21 protein-coding genes are annotated in these 20,853 nt (G+C 45.7%); 6 read left to right on the top strand and 15 right to left on the bottom strand.

From position 1 onward, the window contains the following. The first annotated feature begins 697 nt into the window (after positions 1-697). The 3 genes from rplU to cgtA all read left to right on the top strand — a co-directional run bounded on the left by rplU (position 698) and on the right by cgtA (position 2,709). On the top strand, positions 698-1,009 hold the full coding sequence (gene rplU / locus MHM87_RS15600; protein WP_012517169.1) for a 50S ribosomal protein L21: 312 nt from the start codon (positions 698-700) through the stop codon (positions 1,007-1,009). A 15-nt stretch (positions 1,010-1,024) separates the two neighbouring features. Then, positions 1,025-1,282 (top strand): 50S ribosomal protein L27, encoded by a 258-nt coding sequence (gene rpmA, locus MHM87_RS15605; protein WP_012517170.1) that lies wholly within the window; start codon positions 1,025-1,027, stop codon positions 1,280-1,282. Positions 1,283-1,542: 260 nt separating this feature from the next. Then, positions 1,543-2,709 (top strand): Obg family GTPase CgtA, encoded by a 1,167-nt coding sequence (gene cgtA, locus MHM87_RS15610; RefSeq protein WP_014948151.1) that lies wholly within the window; start codon positions 1,543-1,545, stop codon positions 2,707-2,709. Between the two features lie 157 nt (positions 2,710-2,866). Here the strand turns inward: cgtA and MHM87_RS15615 are convergent, their stop codons facing one another. The 4 genes from MHM87_RS15615 to MHM87_RS15630 all read right to left on the bottom strand — a co-directional run bounded on the left by MHM87_RS15615 (position 2,867) and on the right by MHM87_RS15630 (position 4,301). After that, a complete protein-coding gene (locus tag MHM87_RS15615) occupies positions 2,867-3,154 on the bottom strand; it encodes a S24/S26 family peptidase (protein ID WP_275443782.1) in 288 nt (95 codons plus the stop codon). Next, entirely contained in the window at positions 3,155-3,652 is a 498-nt protein-coding gene (gene sodN / locus MHM87_RS15620) for a superoxide dismutase, Ni (RefSeq protein WP_239260075.1), read from the bottom strand. A 13-nt stretch (positions 3,653-3,665) separates the two neighbouring features. After that, positions 3,666-3,872 (bottom strand): hypothetical protein, encoded by a 207-nt coding sequence (locus MHM87_RS15625; RefSeq protein WP_014978232.1) that lies wholly within the window; start codon positions 3,870-3,872, stop codon positions 3,666-3,668. Positions 3,873-3,935: 63 nt separating this feature from the next. Continuing rightward, positions 3,936-4,301 (bottom strand): hypothetical protein, encoded by a 366-nt coding sequence (locus MHM87_RS15630; RefSeq protein WP_039224426.1) that lies wholly within the window; start codon positions 4,299-4,301, stop codon positions 3,936-3,938. A 182-nt stretch (positions 4,302-4,483) separates the two neighbouring features. Here MHM87_RS15630 and folA point away from each other — a divergent pair, with 182 nt between their 5' ends. Then, a complete protein-coding gene (gene folA, locus MHM87_RS15635) occupies positions 4,484-4,981 on the top strand; it encodes a type 3 dihydrofolate reductase (RefSeq protein ID WP_039231980.1) in 498 nt (165 codons plus the stop codon). 113 nt (positions 4,982-5,094) lie between these two features. Here folA and rpoS read toward each other — a convergent pair whose 3' ends face one another. From rpoS to MHM87_RS15690, 11 genes are all read right to left on the bottom strand, one after another. Next, entirely contained in the window at positions 5,095-6,087 is a 993-nt protein-coding gene (gene rpoS, locus MHM87_RS15640; protein ID WP_239260125.1) for an RNA polymerase sigma factor RpoS, read from the bottom strand. Positions 6,088-6,159: 72 nt separating this feature from the next. Continuing rightward, positions 6,160-7,029: a peptidoglycan DD-metalloendopeptidase family protein gene (locus MHM87_RS15645; RefSeq protein WP_039224429.1), complete on the bottom strand. Its 870-nt coding sequence runs from the start codon at positions 7,027-7,029 to the stop codon at positions 6,160-6,162. A 1-nt stretch (position 7,030) separates the two neighbouring features. Next, positions 7,031-7,609 carry a YqaA family protein gene (locus MHM87_RS15650; protein WP_014948159.1) on the bottom strand — a complete coding sequence of 193 codons (579 nt, stop codon included), beginning with the start codon at positions 7,607-7,609 and terminating at the stop codon, positions 7,031-7,033. Beyond that, entirely contained in the window at positions 7,606-8,241 is a 636-nt protein-coding gene (locus MHM87_RS15655; protein WP_014948160.1) for a protein-L-isoaspartate(D-aspartate) O-methyltransferase, read from the bottom strand. The genes MHM87_RS15650 and MHM87_RS15655 overlap by 4 nt, the downstream gene beginning before the upstream one ends. A gap of 80 nt (positions 8,242-8,321) precedes the next feature. Next, positions 8,322-9,407, bottom strand: a complete 1,086-nt coding sequence (gene truD, locus MHM87_RS15660) for a tRNA pseudouridine(13) synthase TruD (protein ID WP_239260076.1) — start codon at positions 9,405-9,407, stop codon at positions 8,322-8,324. Next, positions 9,404-9,877 carry a 2-C-methyl-D-erythritol 2,4-cyclodiphosphate synthase gene (gene ispF, locus MHM87_RS15665; RefSeq protein ID WP_039217505.1) on the bottom strand — a complete coding sequence of 158 codons (474 nt, stop codon included), beginning with the start codon at positions 9,875-9,877 and terminating at the stop codon, positions 9,404-9,406. Before ispF ends, truD begins: the two co-directional genes overlap by 4 nt. Then, the gene (gene ispD / locus MHM87_RS15670; RefSeq protein WP_239260078.1) at positions 9,877-10,638 is read right to left on the bottom strand and encodes a 2-C-methyl-D-erythritol 4-phosphate cytidylyltransferase; all 762 of its coding nucleotides are present in this window, start codon (positions 10,636-10,638) and stop codon (positions 9,877-9,879) included. Before ispD ends, ispF begins: the two co-directional genes overlap by 1 nt. Before the next feature lie 5 nt (positions 10,639-10,643). After that, positions 10,644-10,934: a cell division protein FtsB gene (ftsB, locus tag MHM87_RS15675; protein WP_014948164.1), complete on the bottom strand. Its 291-nt coding sequence runs from the start codon at positions 10,932-10,934 to the stop codon at positions 10,644-10,646. Between the two features lie 98 nt (positions 10,935-11,032). Beyond that, entirely contained in the window at positions 11,033-12,748 is a 1,716-nt protein-coding gene (locus tag MHM87_RS15680; RefSeq protein ID WP_039224435.1) for a TIGR03545 family protein, read from the bottom strand. A gap of 342 nt (positions 12,749-13,090) precedes the next feature. Then, positions 13,091-14,713 carry a methyl-accepting chemotaxis protein gene (locus MHM87_RS15685; protein WP_239260080.1) on the bottom strand — a complete coding sequence of 541 codons (1,623 nt, stop codon included), beginning with the start codon at positions 14,711-14,713 and terminating at the stop codon, positions 13,091-13,093. 132 nt (positions 14,714-14,845) lie between these two features. Beyond that, positions 14,846-15,304: an Lrp/AsnC family transcriptional regulator gene (locus MHM87_RS15690; RefSeq protein WP_110288546.1), complete on the bottom strand. Its 459-nt coding sequence runs from the start codon at positions 15,302-15,304 to the stop codon at positions 14,846-14,848. A gap of 176 nt (positions 15,305-15,480) precedes the next feature. Here MHM87_RS15690 and MHM87_RS15695 point away from each other — a divergent pair, with 176 nt between their 5' ends. Beyond that, on the top strand, positions 15,481-16,527 hold the full coding sequence (locus tag MHM87_RS15695; RefSeq protein ID WP_239260082.1) for a zinc-dependent alcohol dehydrogenase family protein: 1,047 nt from the start codon (positions 15,481-15,483) through the stop codon (positions 16,525-16,527). A 297-nt stretch (positions 16,528-16,824) separates the two neighbouring features. Further along, a complete protein-coding gene (gene putA / locus MHM87_RS15700) occupies positions 16,825-20,622 on the top strand; it encodes a bifunctional proline dehydrogenase/L-glutamate gamma-semialdehyde dehydrogenase PutA (RefSeq protein WP_239260084.1) in 3,798 nt (1,265 codons plus the stop codon). Positions 20,623-20,853: the final 231 nt, after the last annotated feature.

Consider the following 20,853-nt stretch of genomic DNA (forward strand, 5'->3'; position numbering starts at 1 on the left):
ACCAAATTGTCTTAAAAAATGACGGCTTAACGCATTTACGTGTAATTCCTCAAATACGGTTAAACCAGATGTGAAAAAGGTGGGGCTGCATTCTTCATATAAATTCTGTTCCGTTTTTAGCGGTTTGCCGCACGTACGCCCCCTTAATCATGCGATCACATGCAATTATAGGTGCTCTCGATAATTTTTCCTGTTAAGTCGCTATTTTTTGACGTTTGTATGAAGAAAACGAAGTGTTTAAGAGCAACTTTGTTTCTCAATTAGGGTAGTAGCATTGCCCCAAGTCACAGATACAAAGTGGGGAAGTAGTAATCGTAAAAACGATCCTATTCGTGGGATCCAACAGCTCGATCGCAGGCTGATCGCAATGCATATTTGGGGATCGTTTGCCGATCTCGCTCGCGTGATCTTGCGCTGTTTGGATCGCATTTCTATGTAATTTGACCTATCAATATTTCCATTTTGATTTAATACGACCTAAAAATTTTTACTGTTTTTTTAAAAAAATTTGTGAATTTTTAACGGTTTTTGGGCATTTGAAGCTGCATCAAATACGCAATTGGGGCATAATTCGCCCCATGTTGGAAAAATAATCTATTTTTCTGCGAATCGGGGTTGTGATTTACGGATGTTTCACGTACAATTCGCGCCCTGTTTTTTGAATTGAAGCGTCAGTGGACGCAGAGCGGAGTTAACTATGTACGCGGTTTTCCAAAGTGGCGGTAAACAACACCGTGTGGCCGAAGGCCAAACCGTTCGTCTTGAAAAAATCGAAGTAGCCCCAGGCGAAACGGTTGAATTTGACAAAGTTTTAATGGTAAGCAACGGTGACGACGTAAAAATCGGCACACCAATCGTTGCTGGTGGTAAGGTGACTGCTGAGGTTGTTACACACGGTCGTGGCGATAAAGTAAAAATCGTTAAGTTCCGTCGTCGTAAGCACTCTCGTAAGCAAGCGGGTCACCGTCAGTGGTTCACAGAAGTGAAAATCACTGGTATCAACGCATAATAGGAGCACGAACACATGGCACACAAAAAAGCTGGTGGTAGTACCAAAAACGGTCGTGATTCAGAAAGTAAACGCCTAGGTGTTAAGCGCTTTGGTGGTGAATCTGTTCTTGCTGGTAACATCATTGTTCGTCAACGTGGTACTCGTTTCCACGCTGGTGACAACATGGGTATCGGTAAAGACCACACGTTGTTTGCACTAAAAGACGGTAAAGTTCAGTTCGACGTTAAAGGACCGAAGAACCGTAAATTTGTAAGCATCGTAGCTGAGTAAGCGCGTAAGCTTCTCGCCGAACAGGCTTAGAAAAACCCCGCGCTTGCGGGGTTTTTTGTTTTGTGAAACCTTTCTTTCTTTTTCTGTTCTTAATTAATAGCGATTATATTCTGAAAATGAATTAGCGCTGAGCAAGGTTTTACTTCTCAATTTTTTAGAATGCTGAGTAGACTCGAAAGCGCCGATGCGCAATTTGGTGTAAACTTAGTATTCGCATTAAATAAGTTAATAACCCACGGCATTACAGCCCGGAGCGATAAATGAAATTTGTAGATGAAGCTGAAATTCGCGTTGAAGCCGGTGACGGCGGCAACGGTACAATTGGCTTTAGAAGGGAAAAATACGTACCTAAAGGTGGCCCAGACGGTGGCGACGGTGGTGACGGCGGCAGTGTATTTTTACAGGCCGATGAAAACCTAAATACATTGATCGATTATCGCTTTGAGCGCTTTCACCGTGCTGAGCGTGGCCAAAATGGTCAAGGCGGCAACTGTATCGGTAAGAAAGGTAAAGACCTCACCGTAATGGTGCCTGTTGGCACGCGTGCTACTGATAGTGATACTGGCGAAGTATTAGGTGACCTGACTCGTCATGGTCAAAAGCTTAAAGTGGCACAAGGTGGTTTTCACGGTTTAGGTAATGCCCGCTTTAAAAGCAGTACGAACCGTGCCCCACGTCAAAAGACCAATGGTACACCAGGTGAAATTCGTAACCTTAAGCTAGAGCTTATGCTTCTAGCCGATGTTGGCTTACTTGGTATGCCTAACGCAGGTAAATCAACCTTTATCCGCTCTGTATCAGCAGCTAAGCCTAAAGTGGCTGATTATCCGTTTACAACCCTTGTGCCTAACTTAGGGGTGGTTCGTCAAGATTCACAGCGAAGCTTCGTTGTTGCGGATATTCCTGGTTTGATAGAAGGTGCTGCCGATGGTGCTGGCCTAGGTATACGCTTCTTAAAACACTTAGAGCGCTGTCGAATCTTGCTTCACGTGGTAGATATTTTCCCTGTTGATGAAACGGATCCTGCCGAGCACGCAAAAGCGATCATTGAAGAGCTTGAAAAATACAGCCCTAAATTGGCAGAAAAGCCCCGTTGGTTAGTATTTAATAAAGTCGATTTACTACTTGAAGAAGAAGCTGAAGAACGCTGTCAGCACGTGATCGATGCGTTGGGTTGGGAAGGCCCAGTTTATCAAATCTCTGCGTTCCAAAAGATGAACCTAGATCCTTTGTGTAACGACATTATGGACTTCATTGAAACTCTTCCAGCTGAACTGGAAGAGGAAGAAGAGAAGAAAGAAGTAGAATTCAAGTGGGACACTTACCACAAGAATACACTTGAAGCTCATGATGAGTTTGAAGATGACCTAGATGACGACGACTGGGACGAAGACGATTACGACGTGGAAGTTGAGTATCGTCGCTGAGAAACAGTCGCTGAGTGACAGTCAATTTCGAAACAATTACTGATAACCAGTGCTCTAAAGCAAATTAGAACAAAAAAAGCTCGCATCGGTGCAAAGACAACGTGCGAGCTTTTTTGTAAGTAACGCGGTTAGGCTAATGCACCCTCATCGTGCTGGCTTACTCACTGATATGATAGATAACCTTTCCCAGCAATTGAGCGCGAGTAAACTTACCCATGGCCTCTTGGCTTACAGAGTGGGCCTTGTTATCGCCCGTTAAGGTAAACGTTCCGTCGGTGTTAACTTGGTCTACCCTTTTGATAATTACGCCGTAAGCGTTGCTTTTAACAACCACGATTTGCTCGCTACGCAGCCACCTAAAAGGCCATCTCATTGCACAGACAAAATCACCGTCGTTTAGAGAAGGCAACATGCTGCTCCCCGCAACCCGCATAATTTTAAACATTTAGAGGTCGGGATAAACCACTTCTTCAGAAGGTGGATAGGGGCACGTTGCTTTTTTGGTTGCGACATCCTTGGTTGCCCAGAAACGCTCTGCAAATTCATTCACTAACGAAAGCAGCTCTTCAGCTTTTTCTCTGCTGACGTGTTGCTTACACCCGGAACCGGCCAGCATGATTTTATGAACCAGCTCGTTAGTATCTGGAAACTTCTCAAACTGAGGGGCTTTAAAGTAATCGCCCCATATTACCCTGACTTCTTGCTTTACTTTCTCTGCATGGGTTTCCTTTTCTGCTACTAAGCGGCTCATTTGCGCTTGATCTGCAAACGTAAGTGTCTCTTTTTCGGCCAGTTCGTTAAGTAGGTCTACGAAGCGAATAACACTCAACGCAGCCAACTGCGCCGAAAACGGATCGTAAATTTTGCAAGGAATGTCGCAATGTGCGCTAACCGCAGGGAAGGGGCTAACGGCATGAAGTTTTGAAAGTAATCGATGAATCATAATTTGTACCCCCTTACTTTGCTGAGCGCTTTTTAGCGTTGAAGTATTTGTAAGCCGCAAAGCCACACGCAGCTGCACAGCCTACAAGAGACGCGTAAAACAGAGCATGCATAACACCGCTAGTCCAGTGTTCATGATCGTGTCCTGCATGAGCGAATGCGCCTGAACTAAATACAGCGGCGTATAGCATTAGAGCTGAGCGTTTAAGGTTAACTTTCATGAATTCTCCTAAAGCGTTAGTAAAAGTAAGGTGAAGTAGTTAGGCGCATAAGTATCGGTGCAACTACACGGCGAAGCGCAGTGGTACATTGCTGTTCACGATGTTGTTCGAGGCGCTGATGACAGTATGAGCTCTGTCGACAATGGCGTTTCGGTGGTGAGGCAGTTTCAGATGAAAGTATGTCTCTTCAAGCAAGCTTGTTAAGCCCATAATCTTAGCTGTCATTGCGCTGTTCTCACCGCCGTCTACCTCAAGCAGAATAACGGCGATATCAAACGCACAGCCAAGGTATGGAATTGCTTCACTGAACTGACCGCTTTGCATAAGCATTGTGCCTTGCATTTCATCGCGCGCCATTACGTGTAGGGCCTGTTCTGGGTTGTTATAAACCCAATCTGCGTGTTTAGGGCATAGATAGTTTATTTGCATTGTCGCGACCTCCTGTATACACACTAGAACAGTTAAAATAATAATGCAAATGATAACTGTTTCTATTTATTTGGTTTTAAAGATATACCCTTTGAGCCAATACACATTTGATCGCTGATATTGATATACTGCCGCGGTTCAACAATAAAAACGGCTTTATAGGTAATGAAATGAAGATAGCGATGATTGCTGCTATGGCGAAAAACAGAATTATAGGCGCAGATAATGATATGCCGTGGCACTTACCGGCTGATTTAAAACACTTTAAAGCGATCACCTTAGGCAAAGCCGTCATAATGGGCCGCAAAACCTATGAGTCAATCGGAAGGGCATTACCTGGCAGGCCAAACATTGTTATAACGAGTAATGCTGACTACAGCTTATCTGACGCGACGGTAGTAGATTCGCCAGAGTCAGCGATTGAGGTAGCCAAAGCGCTAAGCGCAGAGAACAGCGACAACGATGAAATAATGATTATCGGTGGCGGTACTATTTACCAAACGTTCTTAGATAGCGCTGACACTTTGTATCTCACACATATTGATTTGACTGTTGACGGAGATACACAGTTCCCAGACTATGAGGCGGCAGCAAGTTGGACGGAAGTATCACGTGATGAACATGACGCCGATGAGAAAAATCCTCACCCTTACACATTCGTTACTCTCGTTCGAAACTAACGGAGAGATTGGAACTAGGTCCAATTTAAAATAAAAAAATGCCAGTGTTGTGAAACTCAAAAATTGAGAGCTTCACAACACCGGCATTTTTATTTTTGCGTTGCGCGCAGATGCTACTTCATTTGGTCGAACAGGTTCTCTAATGAAAGACCCTGATGACCCAACATATCGCGAAGACGGCGAAGTGCTTCTACTTGAATTTGACGAACACGTTCACGTGTTAAGCCAATTTCGGTACCCACATCCTCAAGTGTTGAAGGTTCATATCCCATAAGACCGAAACGACGAGCAAGTACTTCGCGTTGCTTAGGGTTTAGTTCTTCAAGCCAGGTTACAATATTACTTTTGATATCTGAGTCTTGTAAGCTCTCTTCAGGGCTAAACTCTTTCTCGTCAGCAATAATGTCGAGGAGTGCTTTATCATTTTCTCCACCAATAGGTGTATCGACAGAGGTAATGCGCTCGTTTAAACGCAACATCTTAGTGACATCTTCCACAGGCTTATCAAGCGCTAGTGCAATTTCTTCTGCAGTTGGCTCATGATCAAGCTTTTGTGAAAGTTCACGAGAAGCACGTAAATAAACGTTTAGTTCTTTCACTACATGAATAGGCAAACGAATAGTGCGCGTTTGGTTCATGATAGCGCGTTCGATGGTTTGGCGTATCCACCATGTGGCGTATGTTGAAAAGCGGAATCCACGTTCAGGATCAAACTTCTCTACGGCACGAATTAGTCCTAAATTGCCTTCTTCGATTAAATCTAGAAGTGCCAACCCACGATTGTTATAACGGCGAGCAACCTTAACAACAAGGCGAAGGTTGCTTACAATCATACGTTTACGAGAGGCTTCGCAGCCTTTCAGTGAGCGGCGCGCAAAATAAACTTCTTCTTCTGCGGTTAGCAGTGGTGAAAAACCAATCTCTCCTAGATAAAGCTGTGTGGCATCCAGGTTTTTAGGTTGGTCATCCTGACTGAAAATGGCGTCGTCATTTTCTAGTTCAGCGTCGTTAACTAAGGTTTCGTCAGCTTTCATATCAGCTGGCATATCGATGACTTCTAAGTCATCTTGCGGTTTTGATTCTAAGGCTTTATTTGACTTACCCATCATGAATCTCCTGCTACAAGGTTTACCTTATGACGTTTCTCCTTTGTCTTTTTTTATTGTTATTTATTTTTATTATTTTAATGCTGGCAGGTATTTCATAGGGTCTAATGATTTCCCTCTATACCTAACTTCAAAGTGAAGTTTTACCGAATTTGTTCCGCTGTCACCCATGGTTGCAATTTGCTGCCCTGCCGACACCCATTCTCGTTCTTTGACTAAAATAGTGTCGTTGTAGGCATAGGCACTTAGAAAGGTATCTGTATGCTTAATGATAACCAGATTACCGTAACCTCTTAGTGCGCTACCTGAGTAAACAACTTTTCCATCTGCTGCCGCTACGACTTTACTGCCTTTAGCACCAGCGATATCAATACCTTTGTTGCCTGACTCTGACTTACTGAAGGTTCCAACTACCTTACCTTCTGCAGGCCACACCCACTCTTGTACTTTGTCTGGAAAACTCGTCGGTGTTTGTTTTTTGACGCTTTGTGACGGCTTCTTGACAGTTGTAACATTTTGTGGCTTAACAACTTTTTCACTTTCACGATACGCCTGTGGTTGTGGGCGGTCAACCAAACTTTTGTCTACATTTGATGTGGTCGGAGCTGTTGACTGATTGGTCTTGGACTTAGGTATAACGGGGGCTGTAGCCACATTCGAAGGTGGCGTGACGTTTAAAACTTGACCAGGGAAAATGGTGTAAGGAGCTGATAATTGGTTGTATTTTGCTAAGTCGCGATAGTCATTTCCCGTGTACCATGCCACCGCATAGAGGGTGTCTCCCCGTTGAACTTTATAGGTTTTTTTTGTGTATTCTTCGCTTCCATCTGAAACTTGGCTATTTAATAAAACCACGGGAGCGGGTGCACTTCTTCCTGCACAGCCCCCGATGAGTACACAAATATATAACAAAATTCCTATGTGAAGGTGGGGCCTACGCATGTCATCGCAATAGTAAATAAGCGAATATTGCAAGGATGACTACTCCCCATCCAAGCACTTCTACATACTGCCTTAGCTTTTGCTCCATGGCTGCGCCCCCCCAGCGCATGAGTGCTGCGACCAAAAAGAAGCGTGCACCTCGACCAACAGCAGATGCCAGTACAAATGGCAAGAAGGCCATTTGCAAGAAGCCAGCACTCACAGTGAAAATTTTATAAGGGATAGGTGAGAAACCAGCAAGAAAAACTACCCATACGCCGTAGTCTTTAAACCACTGCATTGCCGTGTCTATTTTGTGGGTATACCCCCAGCTCTCGATAAGCGGAGCCAGCCAAGCATCGAAAGCAAAGTAACCAAGCCAATAGCCAGCTATACCGCCCAAAATCGACGCGATGGTCGTAATAAAAGCGAACTGCCATGCTCTAGCAGGCTGGGACAGTGCCATTGGCGCAAGCATAACATCAGGTGGAATAGGGAAGAAAACCGACTCTGAGAAGCTTAACCCACCCAAATATTTGGTTGCGTGACGATGTCTCGCCCAGCGTAACGCCATGTCATAACATGGCTCAAAAAGCTTCACATTAGCTCTCCTGCTACAAGGGGAACAAATCGGACCGATTCAATGGTCGATGTTTTTAGTTCACCTTCAATCCTATCAATACACAGTAACGATTGTTGCTCGTTACCTACGGGAATAATCAACCGCCCGCCTTCTTTAAGCTGATCGCACAAATCCTGTGGAAGACTTGCAGCGGCGGCGGTGACAATAATGGCATCGTAAGGGCCCTTGGATGCCCAACCTTTCCAACCATCGCCGTGTTTCATTGCAATATTGTGAAGGTCGAGCTGATTCATTCGACGTTTCGCTTGGAACTGCAATGATTTAATACGTTCAACACTGAATACTTTGGCAAAAAGCTGCGCGAGTATAGCGGTCTGATAACCTGAACCCGTGCCTATTTCTAACACTTTCTCGGGTTTATTAGGGCTATCTAGCAGCAACTCTGTCATTTTCGCAACAATATAAGGCTGCGAAATGGTTTGGCCTTGACCTATTGGCAATGCCGTATTTTGATAGGCCTTATGTTTCAGCGCGTCGGGTAAAAAGCTTTCCCGCGGCGTACCAGCAATGGCGTTCAATACTGCTTGCGAACGTATTCCCTCGTTATAAAGCAGTTGTGCTAACGCGTCTCCTTTTCTAGAAGCTCTCATGATGTTGCGTACTTTCCTTTATTCTTATCCACAGCCACGCGAGGTTTAGTCTGTTGCGCGCCACGCTTTCTCAATACTCTTTACACCCTGTTAATTGGGGACAAGGTTTCCACGCACTCTCTAAGGACTGAGGTTGCAAAGCAGCCACTTGGAAGCGCAAACGAGATAGTAAATGTATCACCCTTACTCTGCCATTCAAGCTGTGAAGGCCAAATTTTTATCGCGCGACGCTCTTGTTCGAACCCGCACTGGCTTAAAAAGTCGATAACTTCACTATTTTGCTCTGCAACAGATTGCTCAAGTGCTAGTGTGTCAGCTTGCGTAACAAGTTCACCTTTACCCCACAGCGGTGCTGAAGGGCATACGTCTTTGGCATTAAAACGACGTTGTGCGTCTTGCTGCTGCTCAGAGCCGTCGGAACCTTCGTTGATGAAAAAGCTGTTAGAACCTGAAAGCACCAGCGCGTCGCCGTGAGTGACCTTGTCGAACATGTCTTTTTCTAAGCGTGCAGAAAGCATTTCATTAAATAGCCAGCTGCGCAGTGCAGAAAGCGCCATGGAACGTTTGTTGCGGTGTCTGATGGTTTCACCGTTTACCATCCGCTCGGCCATTACCAGGTTTCCACCGCGCTGCACTTCACCCATGTCATTTAAGCGCATTACGCCAAAGCGTTGTTCGCCGTAATAGTTTGGCACACCGTGCTTTTCAATTTCTTGAAGACGCTCTTCAATGGCCTCAGGATGCAGTACCTGGCGCAAGGTAATCGTAAAGTGATTGCCTTTAAGCTGACCGGTTCGCAACTTTTTATTGTGACGCATTTGCTTAAGCACTTTAACGCCTTCCAGTTCAAAGTTGCTGAAGTCGAAGTCAGGCTTACCCGGCGCGTGAATACCAAACCACTGTTGCGTTACCGCGTATTTGTCTTTGCGACCCGCATAGGTAATTTGGCGTAATGGAAGGTTAACGAAACGGGCTAGCTGCTCAGCGACAAACGCGGTATTGGTGTTGGTTTTTTCAGTAAATACAAACTGGTGCTCGCCTTCACCACAAGGGGTATAACCCAAATCCTCGACAACTTGAAAATCGTCGGCTTGGAATTTAAAAATACCGGTGGATACAGGTTTTGCGAAATAGTACTGCCAGTGGTCAGTGTGTAAAGGCTTCATAATTTTTCCAGTAGAACAACGGCGTGAGAGGCAATGCCTTCTTTACGGCCTGTATAGCCTAGCTTTTCAGTGGTCGTTGCTTTTACGTTGATGTCGTCAAGCGATACGTTGCAGTCTTGTGCAATAATCTCACGCATAGCAGCAATATGCGGCGCCATCTTAGGTGCTTGCGCCACAATGGTCATATCTGCATTACTTAAGCGGTAACCTTTCTCCCTAACTACATTGACAACGTGACGCAGCAGCACGCGGCTGTCTGCACCCGCGTATGCGTCGTCTGTGTCAGGGAAGTGCTTGCCAATATCACCGAGTGCTGCTGCACCTAGCATTGCATCACACAGTGCGTGTAGTAATACATCGCCATCTGAGTGAGCTAACAGTCCTTGCTCATAGTCGATACTGACGCCACCTATTGTGATGGGGCCTTCACCGCCAAACTTGTGTACATCAAATCCGTGTCCAATTCGCATTATGATTGTGCCTTTTGATTTTTTGCGCTGTGGCTTTGAGCTCTGTAGTTTTGAGCGTTCTGGCCTTGCGCGCTTAATTTTTGCTTAAGATAAAATTCTGCCAAAGGAAGATCGGCCGGATGCGTTATTTTTATATTTGCCGGACTTCCGTTTACCATGGCAACTTTGTAGCCTTCAAGCTCCATGGCAGAGGCTTCGTCTGTGATATTCGCGCCTTGTGATAAACCATTTTGAAGCGCGCGTTTTAGCAACGTTGCTGGAAAAAGTTGCGGCGTTAAAGCGTGCCAAAGACCGTCTCGGTCTTCAGTGTGAGAAATAACATTTGTTGAAGGTTTGACCCGCTTCATGGTGTCACGAACAGGGGTAGCTAGAATACCGCCAGAAACGTTATCACTGCTCATTAATTCGAGCAGTGCGGAAATATCGCTCTCTTCTATACAAGGCCTCGCGGCATCGTGAACCAGTGCCCAATCGTTCTCGCCAAGTGACATAAGCCCGTTCAATACACTATCAGCGCGTTCCTTTCCGCCATCTACAACGCGAATGGGTTTTTCACGTAACCGATATTGATCAAAATACGCGTCACCTGGGCTTATCGCTACGATCACGTCATCGATTAACGGATGCTGTAGCAGCGCGTCAATAGTGTGTTCAAGAATGGTTTTACCATTTAAGATGAGGTATTGCTTTGGGCGGTCAGCCTGCATTCGGCTGCCAACTCCGGCTGCGGGGATAACCGCAACAACGCGGGGCGATGTCATTTTCTTCACTTAGAATCTGCGGGCAAAATACGGTAGAAGGTTTCTCCCTTTTTAATCAGACCGAGTTCATTTCGGGCTCTTTCTTCAATGGCTTCTAGACCAATTTTTAAATCGCTAATATCAGCTTTAAGTAGGGCATTGCGCTGAGCGAGGTTGGCATTTTGAAGGGCTTGAGAGTGAACTTCTTGTTTTCGGTTGAAGTAATCGGGAATACTATTTTTTCCAAACCATAGCCTGTATTGCAATAGACCAAGCAGTACTATCAATACAATGGGAAGCCATTTACCTTGCAACACAGATTCACCTGACAATGTGGTTAAGCGGAAAAAAGCAGAGGCTCTTCGCCTCTGCTGTATCTTATTATGCCGCGAAGCAGCGTCGAGTCAAAGGCGCATTATTCACCTTGGCCCAATTTTCCCTTCAATTTATCAAACAGCTTACTTTTTTGCTGCTCAACAACGTTGTTAAGTTGAGCTTGAAGCAGCTCCTGAAGGGCGGCACTGTCGCCTTGGGCTGCGCTAAGCATACTGTTTACGTCAACAAGCTCGCCTGATAGCAATGATTGTTCGTTACTTATCATGCTGTTGAGTTTGTTGTTTAATTCATCCAGCTTGTCTTTTTGGCTGGCAGTAAGCTGTGAAAGCGCCGCTTTAGCCAGCTTATTATCCAGATCAGACTTAATGTTAAAGCCAGGGTCTGAAAGCGTGCCGTCTAGCAGCATCGTCATGTTTAGGCTGGTTAACGTTTGCAGTGCCTGCGCAATAGCACTGGTGATATCACTGGTGCCAGTTGCTTCCATAACGAGCTGCTGAAGGTCAACTTCGCCCGTACCGGTAAGCATGTTATCAGTGACTTTCATCGATCCATTGGTTTTCATCAGCGCTGATTTAAGCACCGCATTTAGTGTTTCATTACCGCTAAATGAAATGTTAGACATATTTACGCCGGCTAGCTGCCAGACTTGGCTAGCGTCAACCCCGTTGCCGTCAATCCAGAATTCACCGCTGGAAGTAAACGACTTTAGTAACTCGCCCGCTGCTTCAATAGTAAAGGTGGTGGGGTTACCGAATACTTCGTGAACGTTTGTAATGTTGTTCCATTTGCTGGTGATAGATTCATTTTGCCAAAGCACTGATACATTGGCTTCTTTCACCAAAATCGACGGCACTTCAGTCGGTGCTTCACTTTTTTCTTCACCTTGAATGAGCGGCATAACAATTTGCATTGCTGCCATAAGGTACTCAGTGTATTCCGCCGCTTTGTCGCCAAACACAAAGTAAGTGACTTGAGAAAGTGCCGCTTGGTCACCTGCAATTACCCCTTTCAGCAACGCGTAATCTTCTTGTGGCGCTTTCTTAAGTGCTTCAACACTTTCACTAAGGGCTTGTTTGGCATCACTCGCTTTTTCCGTGAAATTGCTAATAAGCGCGCGGTCTGCCTGCATTTCTTCTTTCAACTTATCAAAAGAAGACTTTGCCTGTACCAAGGCTTGAGGGTCTTTGTAGTTCGTTTCTTTTAGCTGGGCTACCTGCGTTTTGTAGTACTCAATGCGCGACTTATCAGGTAAAGATTCATAGTCGTCTTTCAAACCTTTTCCATAGGTTTCGTAGGCAGACTTTGCATTTTCAATGGCAGCAGTGGTTTTTAGTGGATTGCGGGCGAGAAGTTCGTCAACCGTAGGCACGGCTTCTTTGGCTTTTGCTTTAATTTCGTCAAATGACAGTGAACGTTCTGGAACGCGATACACTTCACCTTCAGACTCGCGCTGTGTATCGAACTGCACTTTCAGTAAATCAAGATTGTTTACGATAACTTGATCATCTAACAGTGGCTTTAGCTCAACGTCTGCATGAGCTTCGCCTACAAAAACTTGGTTGTGAGTAGGCTTTGTGGGGTTGGTGAGTGCAATACCTTTCAGCGTAACAGTTGTTGGAAAAAGAGAGTGGTCGAACTCGTCGATATTCACTTCTGCTCCATAGGACTCGCCCAGCTTGGACTCAAGAATAGATTTGATGATGGTATTGGCGAACAGGAAATACACCAAAAATAGCAACACGAAAAAACCGACAACCCATAATAAAATAGGCTTACCCTTTGAACCACTGCTCATATTCAACTCCTTGATTTTTTGCGCGTCTGGCTTTTATTGCGCATAAGTCACTACTTTGGTGGCTAGTATATCGCTCAATAAAAAGTAATCGATTAACCGCCACTTATGGTGCCTCTGAGTGTAATGCACTCAGGTCTTTTCTTCCATACGCAGAAGGTAGGTGTATTGATTAAACCATGTAAGCTTTTAAACAACTTGACGTAAGAGAAGCAAAATTCGGCAAAGTTTACTTTTTTTAAAAGAAAATTACCCTGAGCTATGGAGTGGTAGCAGCAGTAAAGTGAGCCTGCTTCTCAATGCTTTGCAGCAAAGCGCAGCAGGCTCGTTGAAATGTGAAATGCTTTAAAGCTTAAAGCGGTTCGCAATGTCCATTATTGCTATACAGCTTGCGCGTAACGCCTGGCTCGCAGCTGCTAATTCATCTGCCGTTCTCAAGCTACTATCAGCAGCACCCGAAAGCGCATTGATGCGCATATTCGCTTCGGTAGCGGCTTCCGCTTGCTGCTCGGTAGCCCGCGCTATTTCGCTACTCATATCTGCAATTTCAGTCATTAAGCGATCAGCCTCTTGCAGATTTTGATTCGCCTGTATGGCGTTTTCTACCGTTTTGGTTGACGCTGACTGGCTTACTTTTACTGCATCTACTGCGCTTTTGGCATTACTTTGCAGCTTTTCTATCATCGCTTGGATTTCATCGGTACTTTGTCCGGTTCGACTTGCCAGTGTACGCACTTCATCAGCTACGACGGCGAAACCCCGTCCTTGCTCGCCCGCTCGCGCGGCTTCTATAGCAGCGTTAAGCGCAAGTAGGTTCGTTTGTTCGGCAATGCCGCGGATAACATCAAGTACTGCACCAATGCTTTCGGTCTGCGCAGCAAGTTCGGTCACTGCACTACTTACACTTTCAATATCCGAGGTTAAAGAGCGGATATCTTTTACTGTGCTGTCTACGACCGAGGCGCCATGCTGCACGTTACCACGGGCACTGCTTGTACTTTTCTCTGCCGAGTCAGCATTATTGCTAACTTCATTTATCTGCGTGGTCATTTCTTCCATCGCAGCGGCAACCTGAAGCATGTTTTCATTTTGGGTCTGAGCTTGGGCGTTACTATTCTTGCTCGACGTTTCTACCAGTTCGGCTTGTTGGGTTAGTGAGTTTATATTTTCACGAATACCCAATAGCGATTGGCGCATTTTTTCGGTATATTCATTAAAGTAGCGTGCCAAACGCGTTACTTCATCTTGGCCAGTTTCAGGCAACGAGCGGGTTAGGTCACCTTCACCTTGTGAGATATCCTTCATTCGCTCGGTCACTTCTTGAACCGGTTTCACTATGCTGCCGCCAATCACATAAACAAGCACCACAACTAGCACTATGCTAACCAGACAAAACACCGCAATAACATTGCGAAGATGAGCAAATTCCTTTTCAAGATTGGTAAGGTAAATACCAGAGCCCACTGTCCATCCCCACGGCTTGAACTCTTTAACGTAGGAAATTTTGTCGGTAGGTGACTCTTCACCGGGAAGCGGCCATACATAATCGACAAAACCTTCACCTTTCGATTTCACGTTTTGCGCCATTTCTATAAAGAAGGCTTTGCCGTTCCCGTCTTTAAAGGTTCGTAAATCTTGACCGTCAAGGGCGGGCTTGATGGGGTGCATAACCATAGATGGCGTTTGGTCTTGGATCCAAAAGTAGTTGCTGCCGTCGTATCGTAGCGCTTTGACGGCCTCTAACGCTTGTTGCTTAGCGGTTGCCTCGTCTACGTCGGTGCGCGCCGCGAAGCTACTGAGCATGGTATGAACCACCTCGACCAAGTGCTGATTTTCATCATAAGACTTTTGCTTTAATGCTTCGTAATGCCTGTTTAAAACGACGGCAGTAAGAAGTACAAATAACAGCGTAATTAGGGCAACGATAATGCCCAAACGTTGAATTAAACTGAATTTTCTTAACCACATCGGCAAATACCTATCTATTTGTATTTTTGTTTTTTTAAAGTGTAGACGGTTTTTATACTTCTACTTATTACTCCAGAGTTAAATTAGACAAATGTACCAAAATTTAAGTATGGCACTTTTTGTGGTGTTTATTCAGCAATCTAAAGGCAGTCGAACTGTTGATTTAAGCTCTTTAAGGGAAATACTTGATGATATATCTGATATGCCGGGGAGTTTTCGCAGTACTGTATCTACAAAGTGGCCGTAATCATCCAAGTCTCTGGCCACTACTTGTAGTAAGAAATCAGCGCCACCTGTGATGTTGTGGCAGCTTAAAACGTTGTCGCAGCGTTGAATAATATCAATAAAGTCACTCGTTGTTTTTGTGTCATGGGCTGTGTAAGTGAGCTGTACAAACGCCAGCACGCCATACCCTAGCTTTCGTTTGTTCAGGTTCGCTTGGTAACTCTCAATGTATCCTTCGCTCTCTAATCGTTTTACACGTCTCCAGCAGGGTGTTTCACTCATATTGAGCTTTTCAGCCAGCTTGGCGTTCGACAATTTTCCGTCCTTTTGAAGTAAGGCTAAAATTTTCTTATCAACATTATCCATGCTCTTCTTTATGTCCTATTTGATGGATTCTTTCCTCAATTAAATATCAATTAAAAGCTTCTTTCAATTTGGGCTATCTAAGCTAAATAGAAAGCAAGGTTATTTCGCGAGTACTCTTTTAGACTTAGTCACAATGGTGTGAACACTTATTAGTCTTATTTTGGAGGGCTGTAATCATGAAAGCTGTGGTATTTGAATCGTTTGGTGGAAAATTAAATATTAAGGACGTAAAGAAACCCCTGCCAAAATCTCACGGGGTAGTGATACGGGTAAAAGCCACAGGCGTGTGCCGCAGCGATTGGCATGGCTGGATGGGACATGATGATGGAATAAACTTACCTCATGTACCGGGTCATGAATTTGCTGGCGTTGTAGAGTCCGTTGGAAGCGATGTAAAGCGATTCAAAGCGGGCGATAAAGTTACGGTTCCTTTTATTAGTGCGTGTGGAAGATGTTCAGAATGCTCTTCGGGTAATCACCAGGTGTGTGGTAACCAAACACAGCCGGGCTTTACTCACTGGGGCTCGTTTGCAGAATATGTAGAAATCGATTTTGGAGACGTTAATCTGGTTCACCTCCCTGAAGAAATAGACTACGTGACTGCGGCTAGCTTAGGTTGCCGTTTTGCTACATCGTTTCGCGCAGTGGTTGACCAAGGTAAGGTGAGCGCTGGGCAATGGGTCGATGTTCACGGCTGTGGTGGCGTTGGGCTATCTGCTGTGATGATTGCATCGAGTATTGGCGCAAACGTTATTGCCGTTGATATTTCGGATGACGCACTAGCATTGGCGCAAAAGCTTGGCGCTGACGTGGTGATAAATGCTAAAAATGAAAAGGATGTCTCTGCGACAATCAAGCGCCTTTCATTAGGCGGTGCGCACGTGTCAATTGACGCCTTAGGAAATCCTATTACCTGTGTAAACTCGGTAAATAGCTTAAGAAAGCGTGGTAAACATGTTCAAGTTGGTTTGCTATTAGCTGAACAGTCAACGCCTCCTATTCCCATGGATACGGTCGTTGCACATGAGCTTGAAGTAATAGGTAGTCACGGCATGCAGGCGTATCGTTACGAGGCCATGTTTGGCATGATCGCCACAAAAAAGCTGAATCCCCAAGCCCTGATTGGAAAGATAATTTCACTTCAAGAAGCGCCTAAAGCGTTGACTGAAATGGACAAATATTCACAACCTGGCGTGACCGTTATTTCTTTTGATGAAAAGTGAAAAACAGGGCTTGTTGAGCAGCGTGTGAAATGTCATCTAACGCACTGAATACGTAGCTTGACAGAGAATCAAAAAAACTTTGCTGGTAGGGGCTTGGCAGGGCGATTTTGTGTGCTACCATCCGCGCAAATTTGGCACTGTCGTGATCTTCATCCAAAAGTATAAAGTTAAAAGAAGAACGACAGGTCAACGCAGGGTTTCGACTTTGCTTGTTTTTTAGCCGCTTCCATGTAACCGTGAGCAGTCTTACACGGCGGGAACGCTTTTTGTTACAGCTATTTCTATGAAAGGGTTGCAATGCTCATTAACGACACACTTCATACAACTTCACCCCTACGCCAGCGTATAAGAGACTACTATCGCATTAGTGAGTCGGTGGCTGTGGATCAAATCCTTCCCATTGCCGAGGTAAACCCACGTGCACGAAGCCGTGCATGGGAACGCGCACGAAAGATGGTGCTTCAAATTCGCCGAGAGCAAGAAGGGCACGGTGGTGTTGACGCATTATTAAATGAATACTCGCTATCTACAGCAGAAGGTGTGGTATTGATGTGCTTGGCTGAAGCCTTGCTGCGTGTTCCAGACAAAGCCACTCAAGATGAGCTTATTCGTGACAAACTGTCTCAGGGACAGTGGACACCTCACTTGGGGAATTCAGAGTCGTTATTTGTTAACGCATCGGCGTGGGGCTTGTTATTTACGGGCAACATGGTGAACTATGCCGACAAGCGCAAGAAAGAACAGTTCGGCTTGTTAAAACAAACCCTTGGCCGCTTAGGTGAACCTGTTATTCGCCGCGCTATGAACATTGCGATGCGCGTTATGGGTCGTCAGTTCGTTATGGGCGAAACCATTGAAGATGCGGTAGATCGCGCCAAAGAGAAAGAAACCAAAGGGTACGTATATTCTTACGACATGCTAGGCGAAGGCGCACGTACTATGCGCGACGCTGAGCGTTACTACGATGCATACGTAAAAGCAATAAAAGTAATCGGTAAAGCGGCTAACGGACGCGGTCCTAAGCGTTCACCGGGGATCTCGGTAAAGCTTTCTGCTATTCACCCACGCTTTGAATTTTCTCACCGCGAACGCGCCATGGCAGACATTCCGCCGCGCTTGAAAGCGCTGTGTATGATGGCGAAAGAATACGATATCGGTTTAACCGTAGATGCGGAAGAAGCTGACCGTCTAGAGCTTTCTCTAGATATTATTGAAGCTGTATTTCGCGATGAAGACCTGAACGGTTGGACAGGCTTTGGCTTGGCCGTACAGGCCTACCAAAAACGCGCAATCCACGTTATAGAGCACTTACGTGAACTTACCCTAGAGGTAGGTCGTCCGCTAATGGTGCGTTTGGTTAAAGGCGCTTATTGGGATACTGAGATTAAGCTTACTCAACAAGCGGGCCTTGAAGAGTTTCCTGTATTTACCCGTAAGTCGTCAACAGATGTGTCATACCATGCATGTGCGAACCGTCTACTTGAGTATCGCGACACCATTTACCCGCAGTTTGCGACTCACAATGCCTACACAGCGTCTGTTATTGTTGAGCTTGCTGGTGACGACAAAGAAGGTTTTGAGTTCCAGTGTCTGCACGGTATGGGCGATACCCTTTACGATCAGGTGGTAACACAGGATAAAATTCAGTGCCGTGTTTATGCACCTGTAGGTGAACACGAGGACTTATTGGCCTACCTTGTACGTCGTCTTCTTGAAAACGGCGCGAACTCGTCGTTTGTAAACGCCATCGTTGACGATGAAAAACCGGTTGAGTCTTTGCTTGAAGATCCGGTAGAGAAAACACAACGCTTGAAAGTACGCTATAACAAGTTAATCAAAACCCCACGTGGGCTGTATGCGCCAGAGCGCGATAACTCGCGTGGTCTAGACCTTACCGACACCAATGCGGTAACGGCGCTTAAACACGAACTTGAACGCTGGCAGGATTACTACAAAGTGACCGGTGAAGTGCCAGAAGGTGCGACAGCGGTACTTAGCCCAACTAACCACAACGACGTGGTAGGTTATCACCATTACGCTACGCCTGATGATATGCGCAAAGCATTAGATGAAGCCGAAGCTGGGTTTGAAGCATGGTCTAAACGCGATGTAAGCGAGCGCGCTGAGATACTTAATCGAACAGCAGATGCGCTTGAGCGCCACATGGCTGAGCTTATCGCTATCTGTATGCGTGAAGCCGGTAAAGTGGCGCAAGACAGTATTGATGAAGTGCGTGAAGCCGTTGATTTCTGTCGCTACTACGCGGCGCGTGCAGAAGAGCTTGCTGAAGATCAACGCTTACTTCCTCGTGGTGTTGTGCTTTGTATTAGCCCGTGGAACTTCCCACTAGCCATCTTCTTAGGCCAAGTGGCAGCGGCACTTGTAACAGGTAACACGGTTATTGCTAAGCCTGCTGAACAAACCAGCATTATTGCGCAGCGTGCGGTAGATATTATGCACTCGGTAGGCCTGCCAGAAGACGCACTGAAACTTATTGTATCGCCAGGTAAAGAAGTGGGCGAAACCCTTCTGCCAGACGAGCGCATTAAAGCGGTAATGTTCACAGGTTCAACGCAAACCGGTACGTTAATTTCTCAAGTACTTGCAGAACGTGGTGGCGAACAGGTGCCATTGATTGCAGAGACCGGCGGTCAAAACTGTATGATTGTTGATTCAACTGCACTGCCAGAGCAGGTAGTTGATGACGTGATCCACTCTGGTTTCCAAAGTGCCGGTCAGCGCTGTTCAGCACTTCGCGTATTGTTTGTACAAGACGAAATTGCTGATGATCTTATTGAAATGCTAACTGGTGCCATGAAAGAGCTTACCGTTGGTGACCCAACGCAGCTTGCTACCGATGTGGGCCCTGTTATTGACGAGAAGGCACTTAAGAGCCTGACCGATCACCAAGAGTACATGGAAGATAAAGCTAAGCTGCTTTATCGCAATGAAATGCCAGCAGGCTTTGAAAACGGTACTTTCTTTGCGCCGACCTTATATGAAATCAAAAACATTGATGTGCTTGAAAAAGAAGTGTTCGGCCCTGTGGTACATATTGTTCGCTTTAAGTCGAAAGACCTTGATAGTGTGCTAGAGCAAATCAATGGCACAGGTTACGGCCTGACTATGGGCATTCACTCGCGTATTGAAGAGCGTGCTAACGAGCTAGCAGCGAAGAGCCGCGCGGGTAACGTGTACATTAACCGCAACATGATTGGCGCTATTGTTGGCGTTCAGCCATTCGGTGGACGTGGATTGTCTGGTACAGGTCCAAAAGCGGGGGGCCCCAACTATCTGCCTCGCTTAATGATGGAGCGTGCTACACCTAAGCCATCGCGCATTGATGATGTAGACGGTACTGATGCAGCGCTTGTCGGTGATGAAAAGATTGCCGAGCGTGCGCACGTAATGATGGATAAAGCGAAAGCGGTGGAAGTGCAGTGGCGTCATACGCCGTTGAATGACCGTATTTCTATGGTACGTCAGCTTCTGGCAAAAATTGCGAAAGTGGACATTGTTGACGAGCTTGCTGATGACTTGAACCGTACGCTTGCGACGGCGCGTCAGCAGCTAACCAGCGTTGAACGCAAGCTTGCCAAGCCACAAACCCTGCCGGGCCCAACAGGTGAATCGAACAAGCTTTACCTAGAGCCTCGCGGGATCTTGGTGTGTTTCGCCGATAAAGAAGTAACCTTTGAATACTGGTTACTGTCTATTGTGACCGCGCTATCAACGGGTAACCCGGTAGTATCAGTTGTGTCTGAAATCTTCTATGAAGAAGCTGTTGAAATTCAAAATAAATTTGAATCAACGGGCGCACCTAAAGGCTTATTTCAGGTAGCGCGTCTTGCGCATCTAGATACCTTGCTAATGGATGAAGATTTATCTGGCGTGGTGGTCGACTCTGGTACTGAACGTACTGCGCGTATTACAGCAATGCTGTCATCCCGCGAAGGCGCTATTTTGCCGGTTATCACAGCAGAATATAACGACAACCTTATTCAACGTTTGATGACCGAAAAAACCATCAGTATTGATACTACGGCATCAGGTGGTAACACGTCATTGATGACCTTGGTCGAAGATGATGAATAAGCGATAATGCTTGTGGTAAATACCGACTTTGCAAGATAGCGATTTAATTGAGAGCTATCTTCACAACATGTCATTCAAAGGCCAGCGCTAAGCTGGCCTTTTTAATACCTTATTCTTACCTTTCTCATTTATTTCTAATTCCTTGCTCTTTTCTTAACCGGACCTTAACCCTGCGTTTGAAATACTCGTGTCAGTTAATTTAAAAAAGCTGCGCATAGACCTTCGAAAGTA

The sequence above is a fragment of the Alteromonas sp. Cnat3-28 genome (genome assembly GCF_022348265.1).
GTDB lineage: Bacteria > Pseudomonadota > Gammaproteobacteria > Enterobacterales > Alteromonadaceae > Alteromonas > Alteromonas macleodii.

Bases quoted from the DNA above. Each gene is read 5' to 3' on its own strand.
- MHM87_RS15680 (WP_039224435.1), bottom strand. From the start codon at position 12,748: ATGAGCAGTGGTTCAAAGGGTAAGCCTATTTTATTATGGGTTGTCGGT.
- sodN (WP_239260075.1), bottom strand. From the start codon at position 3,652: ATGATTCATCGATTACTTTCAAAACTTCATGCCGTTAGCCCCTTCCCT.
- MHM87_RS15615 (WP_275443782.1), bottom strand. From the start codon at position 3,154: ATGTTTAAAATTATGCGGGTTGCGGGGAGCAGCATGTTGCCTTCTCTA.
- ispF (WP_039217505.1), bottom strand. From the start codon at position 9,877: ATGCGAATTGGACACGGATTTGATGTACACAAGTTTGGCGGTGAAGGC.
- putA (WP_239260084.1), top strand. From the start codon at position 16,825: ATGCTCATTAACGACACACTTCATACAACTTCACCCCTACGCCAGCGT.
- MHM87_RS15685 (WP_239260080.1), bottom strand. From the start codon at position 14,713: ATGTGGTTAAGAAAATTCAGTTTAATTCAACGTTTGGGCATTATCGTT.
- folA (WP_039231980.1), top strand. From the start codon at position 4,484: ATGATTGCTGCTATGGCGAAAAACAGAATTATAGGCGCAGATAATGAT.
- MHM87_RS15625 (WP_014978232.1), bottom strand. From the start codon at position 3,872: ATGAAAGTTAACCTTAAACGCTCAGCTCTAATGCTATACGCCGCTGTA.
- ispD (WP_239260078.1), bottom strand. From the start codon at position 10,638: ATGACATCGCCCCGCGTTGTTGCGGTTATCCCCGCAGCCGGAGTTGGC.
- MHM87_RS15655 (WP_014948160.1), bottom strand. From the start codon at position 8,241: ATGAGAGCTTCTAGAAAAGGAGACGCGTTAGCACAACTGCTTTATAAC.
- rpoS (WP_239260125.1), bottom strand. From the start codon at position 6,087: ATGGGTAAGTCAAATAAAGCCTTAGAATCAAAACCGCAAGATGACTTA.
- MHM87_RS15690 (WP_110288546.1), bottom strand. From the start codon at position 15,304: ATGGATAATGTTGATAAGAAAATTTTAGCCTTACTTCAAAAGGACGGA.
- MHM87_RS15645 (WP_039224429.1), bottom strand. From the start codon at position 7,029: ATGCGTAGGCCCCACCTTCACATAGGAATTTTGTTATATATTTGTGTA.
- MHM87_RS15630 (WP_039224426.1), bottom strand. From the start codon at position 4,301: ATGCAAATAAACTATCTATGCCCTAAACACGCAGATTGGGTTTATAAC.
- cgtA (WP_014948151.1), top strand. From the start codon at position 1,543: ATGAAATTTGTAGATGAAGCTGAAATTCGCGTTGAAGCCGGTGACGGC.
- rpmA (WP_012517170.1), top strand. From the start codon at position 1,025: ATGGCACACAAAAAAGCTGGTGGTAGTACCAAAAACGGTCGTGATTCA.
- MHM87_RS15695 (WP_239260082.1), top strand. From the start codon at position 15,481: ATGAAAGCTGTGGTATTTGAATCGTTTGGTGGAAAATTAAATATTAAG.
- truD (WP_239260076.1), bottom strand. From the start codon at position 9,407: ATGAAGCCTTTACACACTGACCACTGGCAGTACTATTTCGCAAAACCT.
- rplU (WP_012517169.1), top strand. From the start codon at position 698: ATGTACGCGGTTTTCCAAAGTGGCGGTAAACAACACCGTGTGGCCGAA.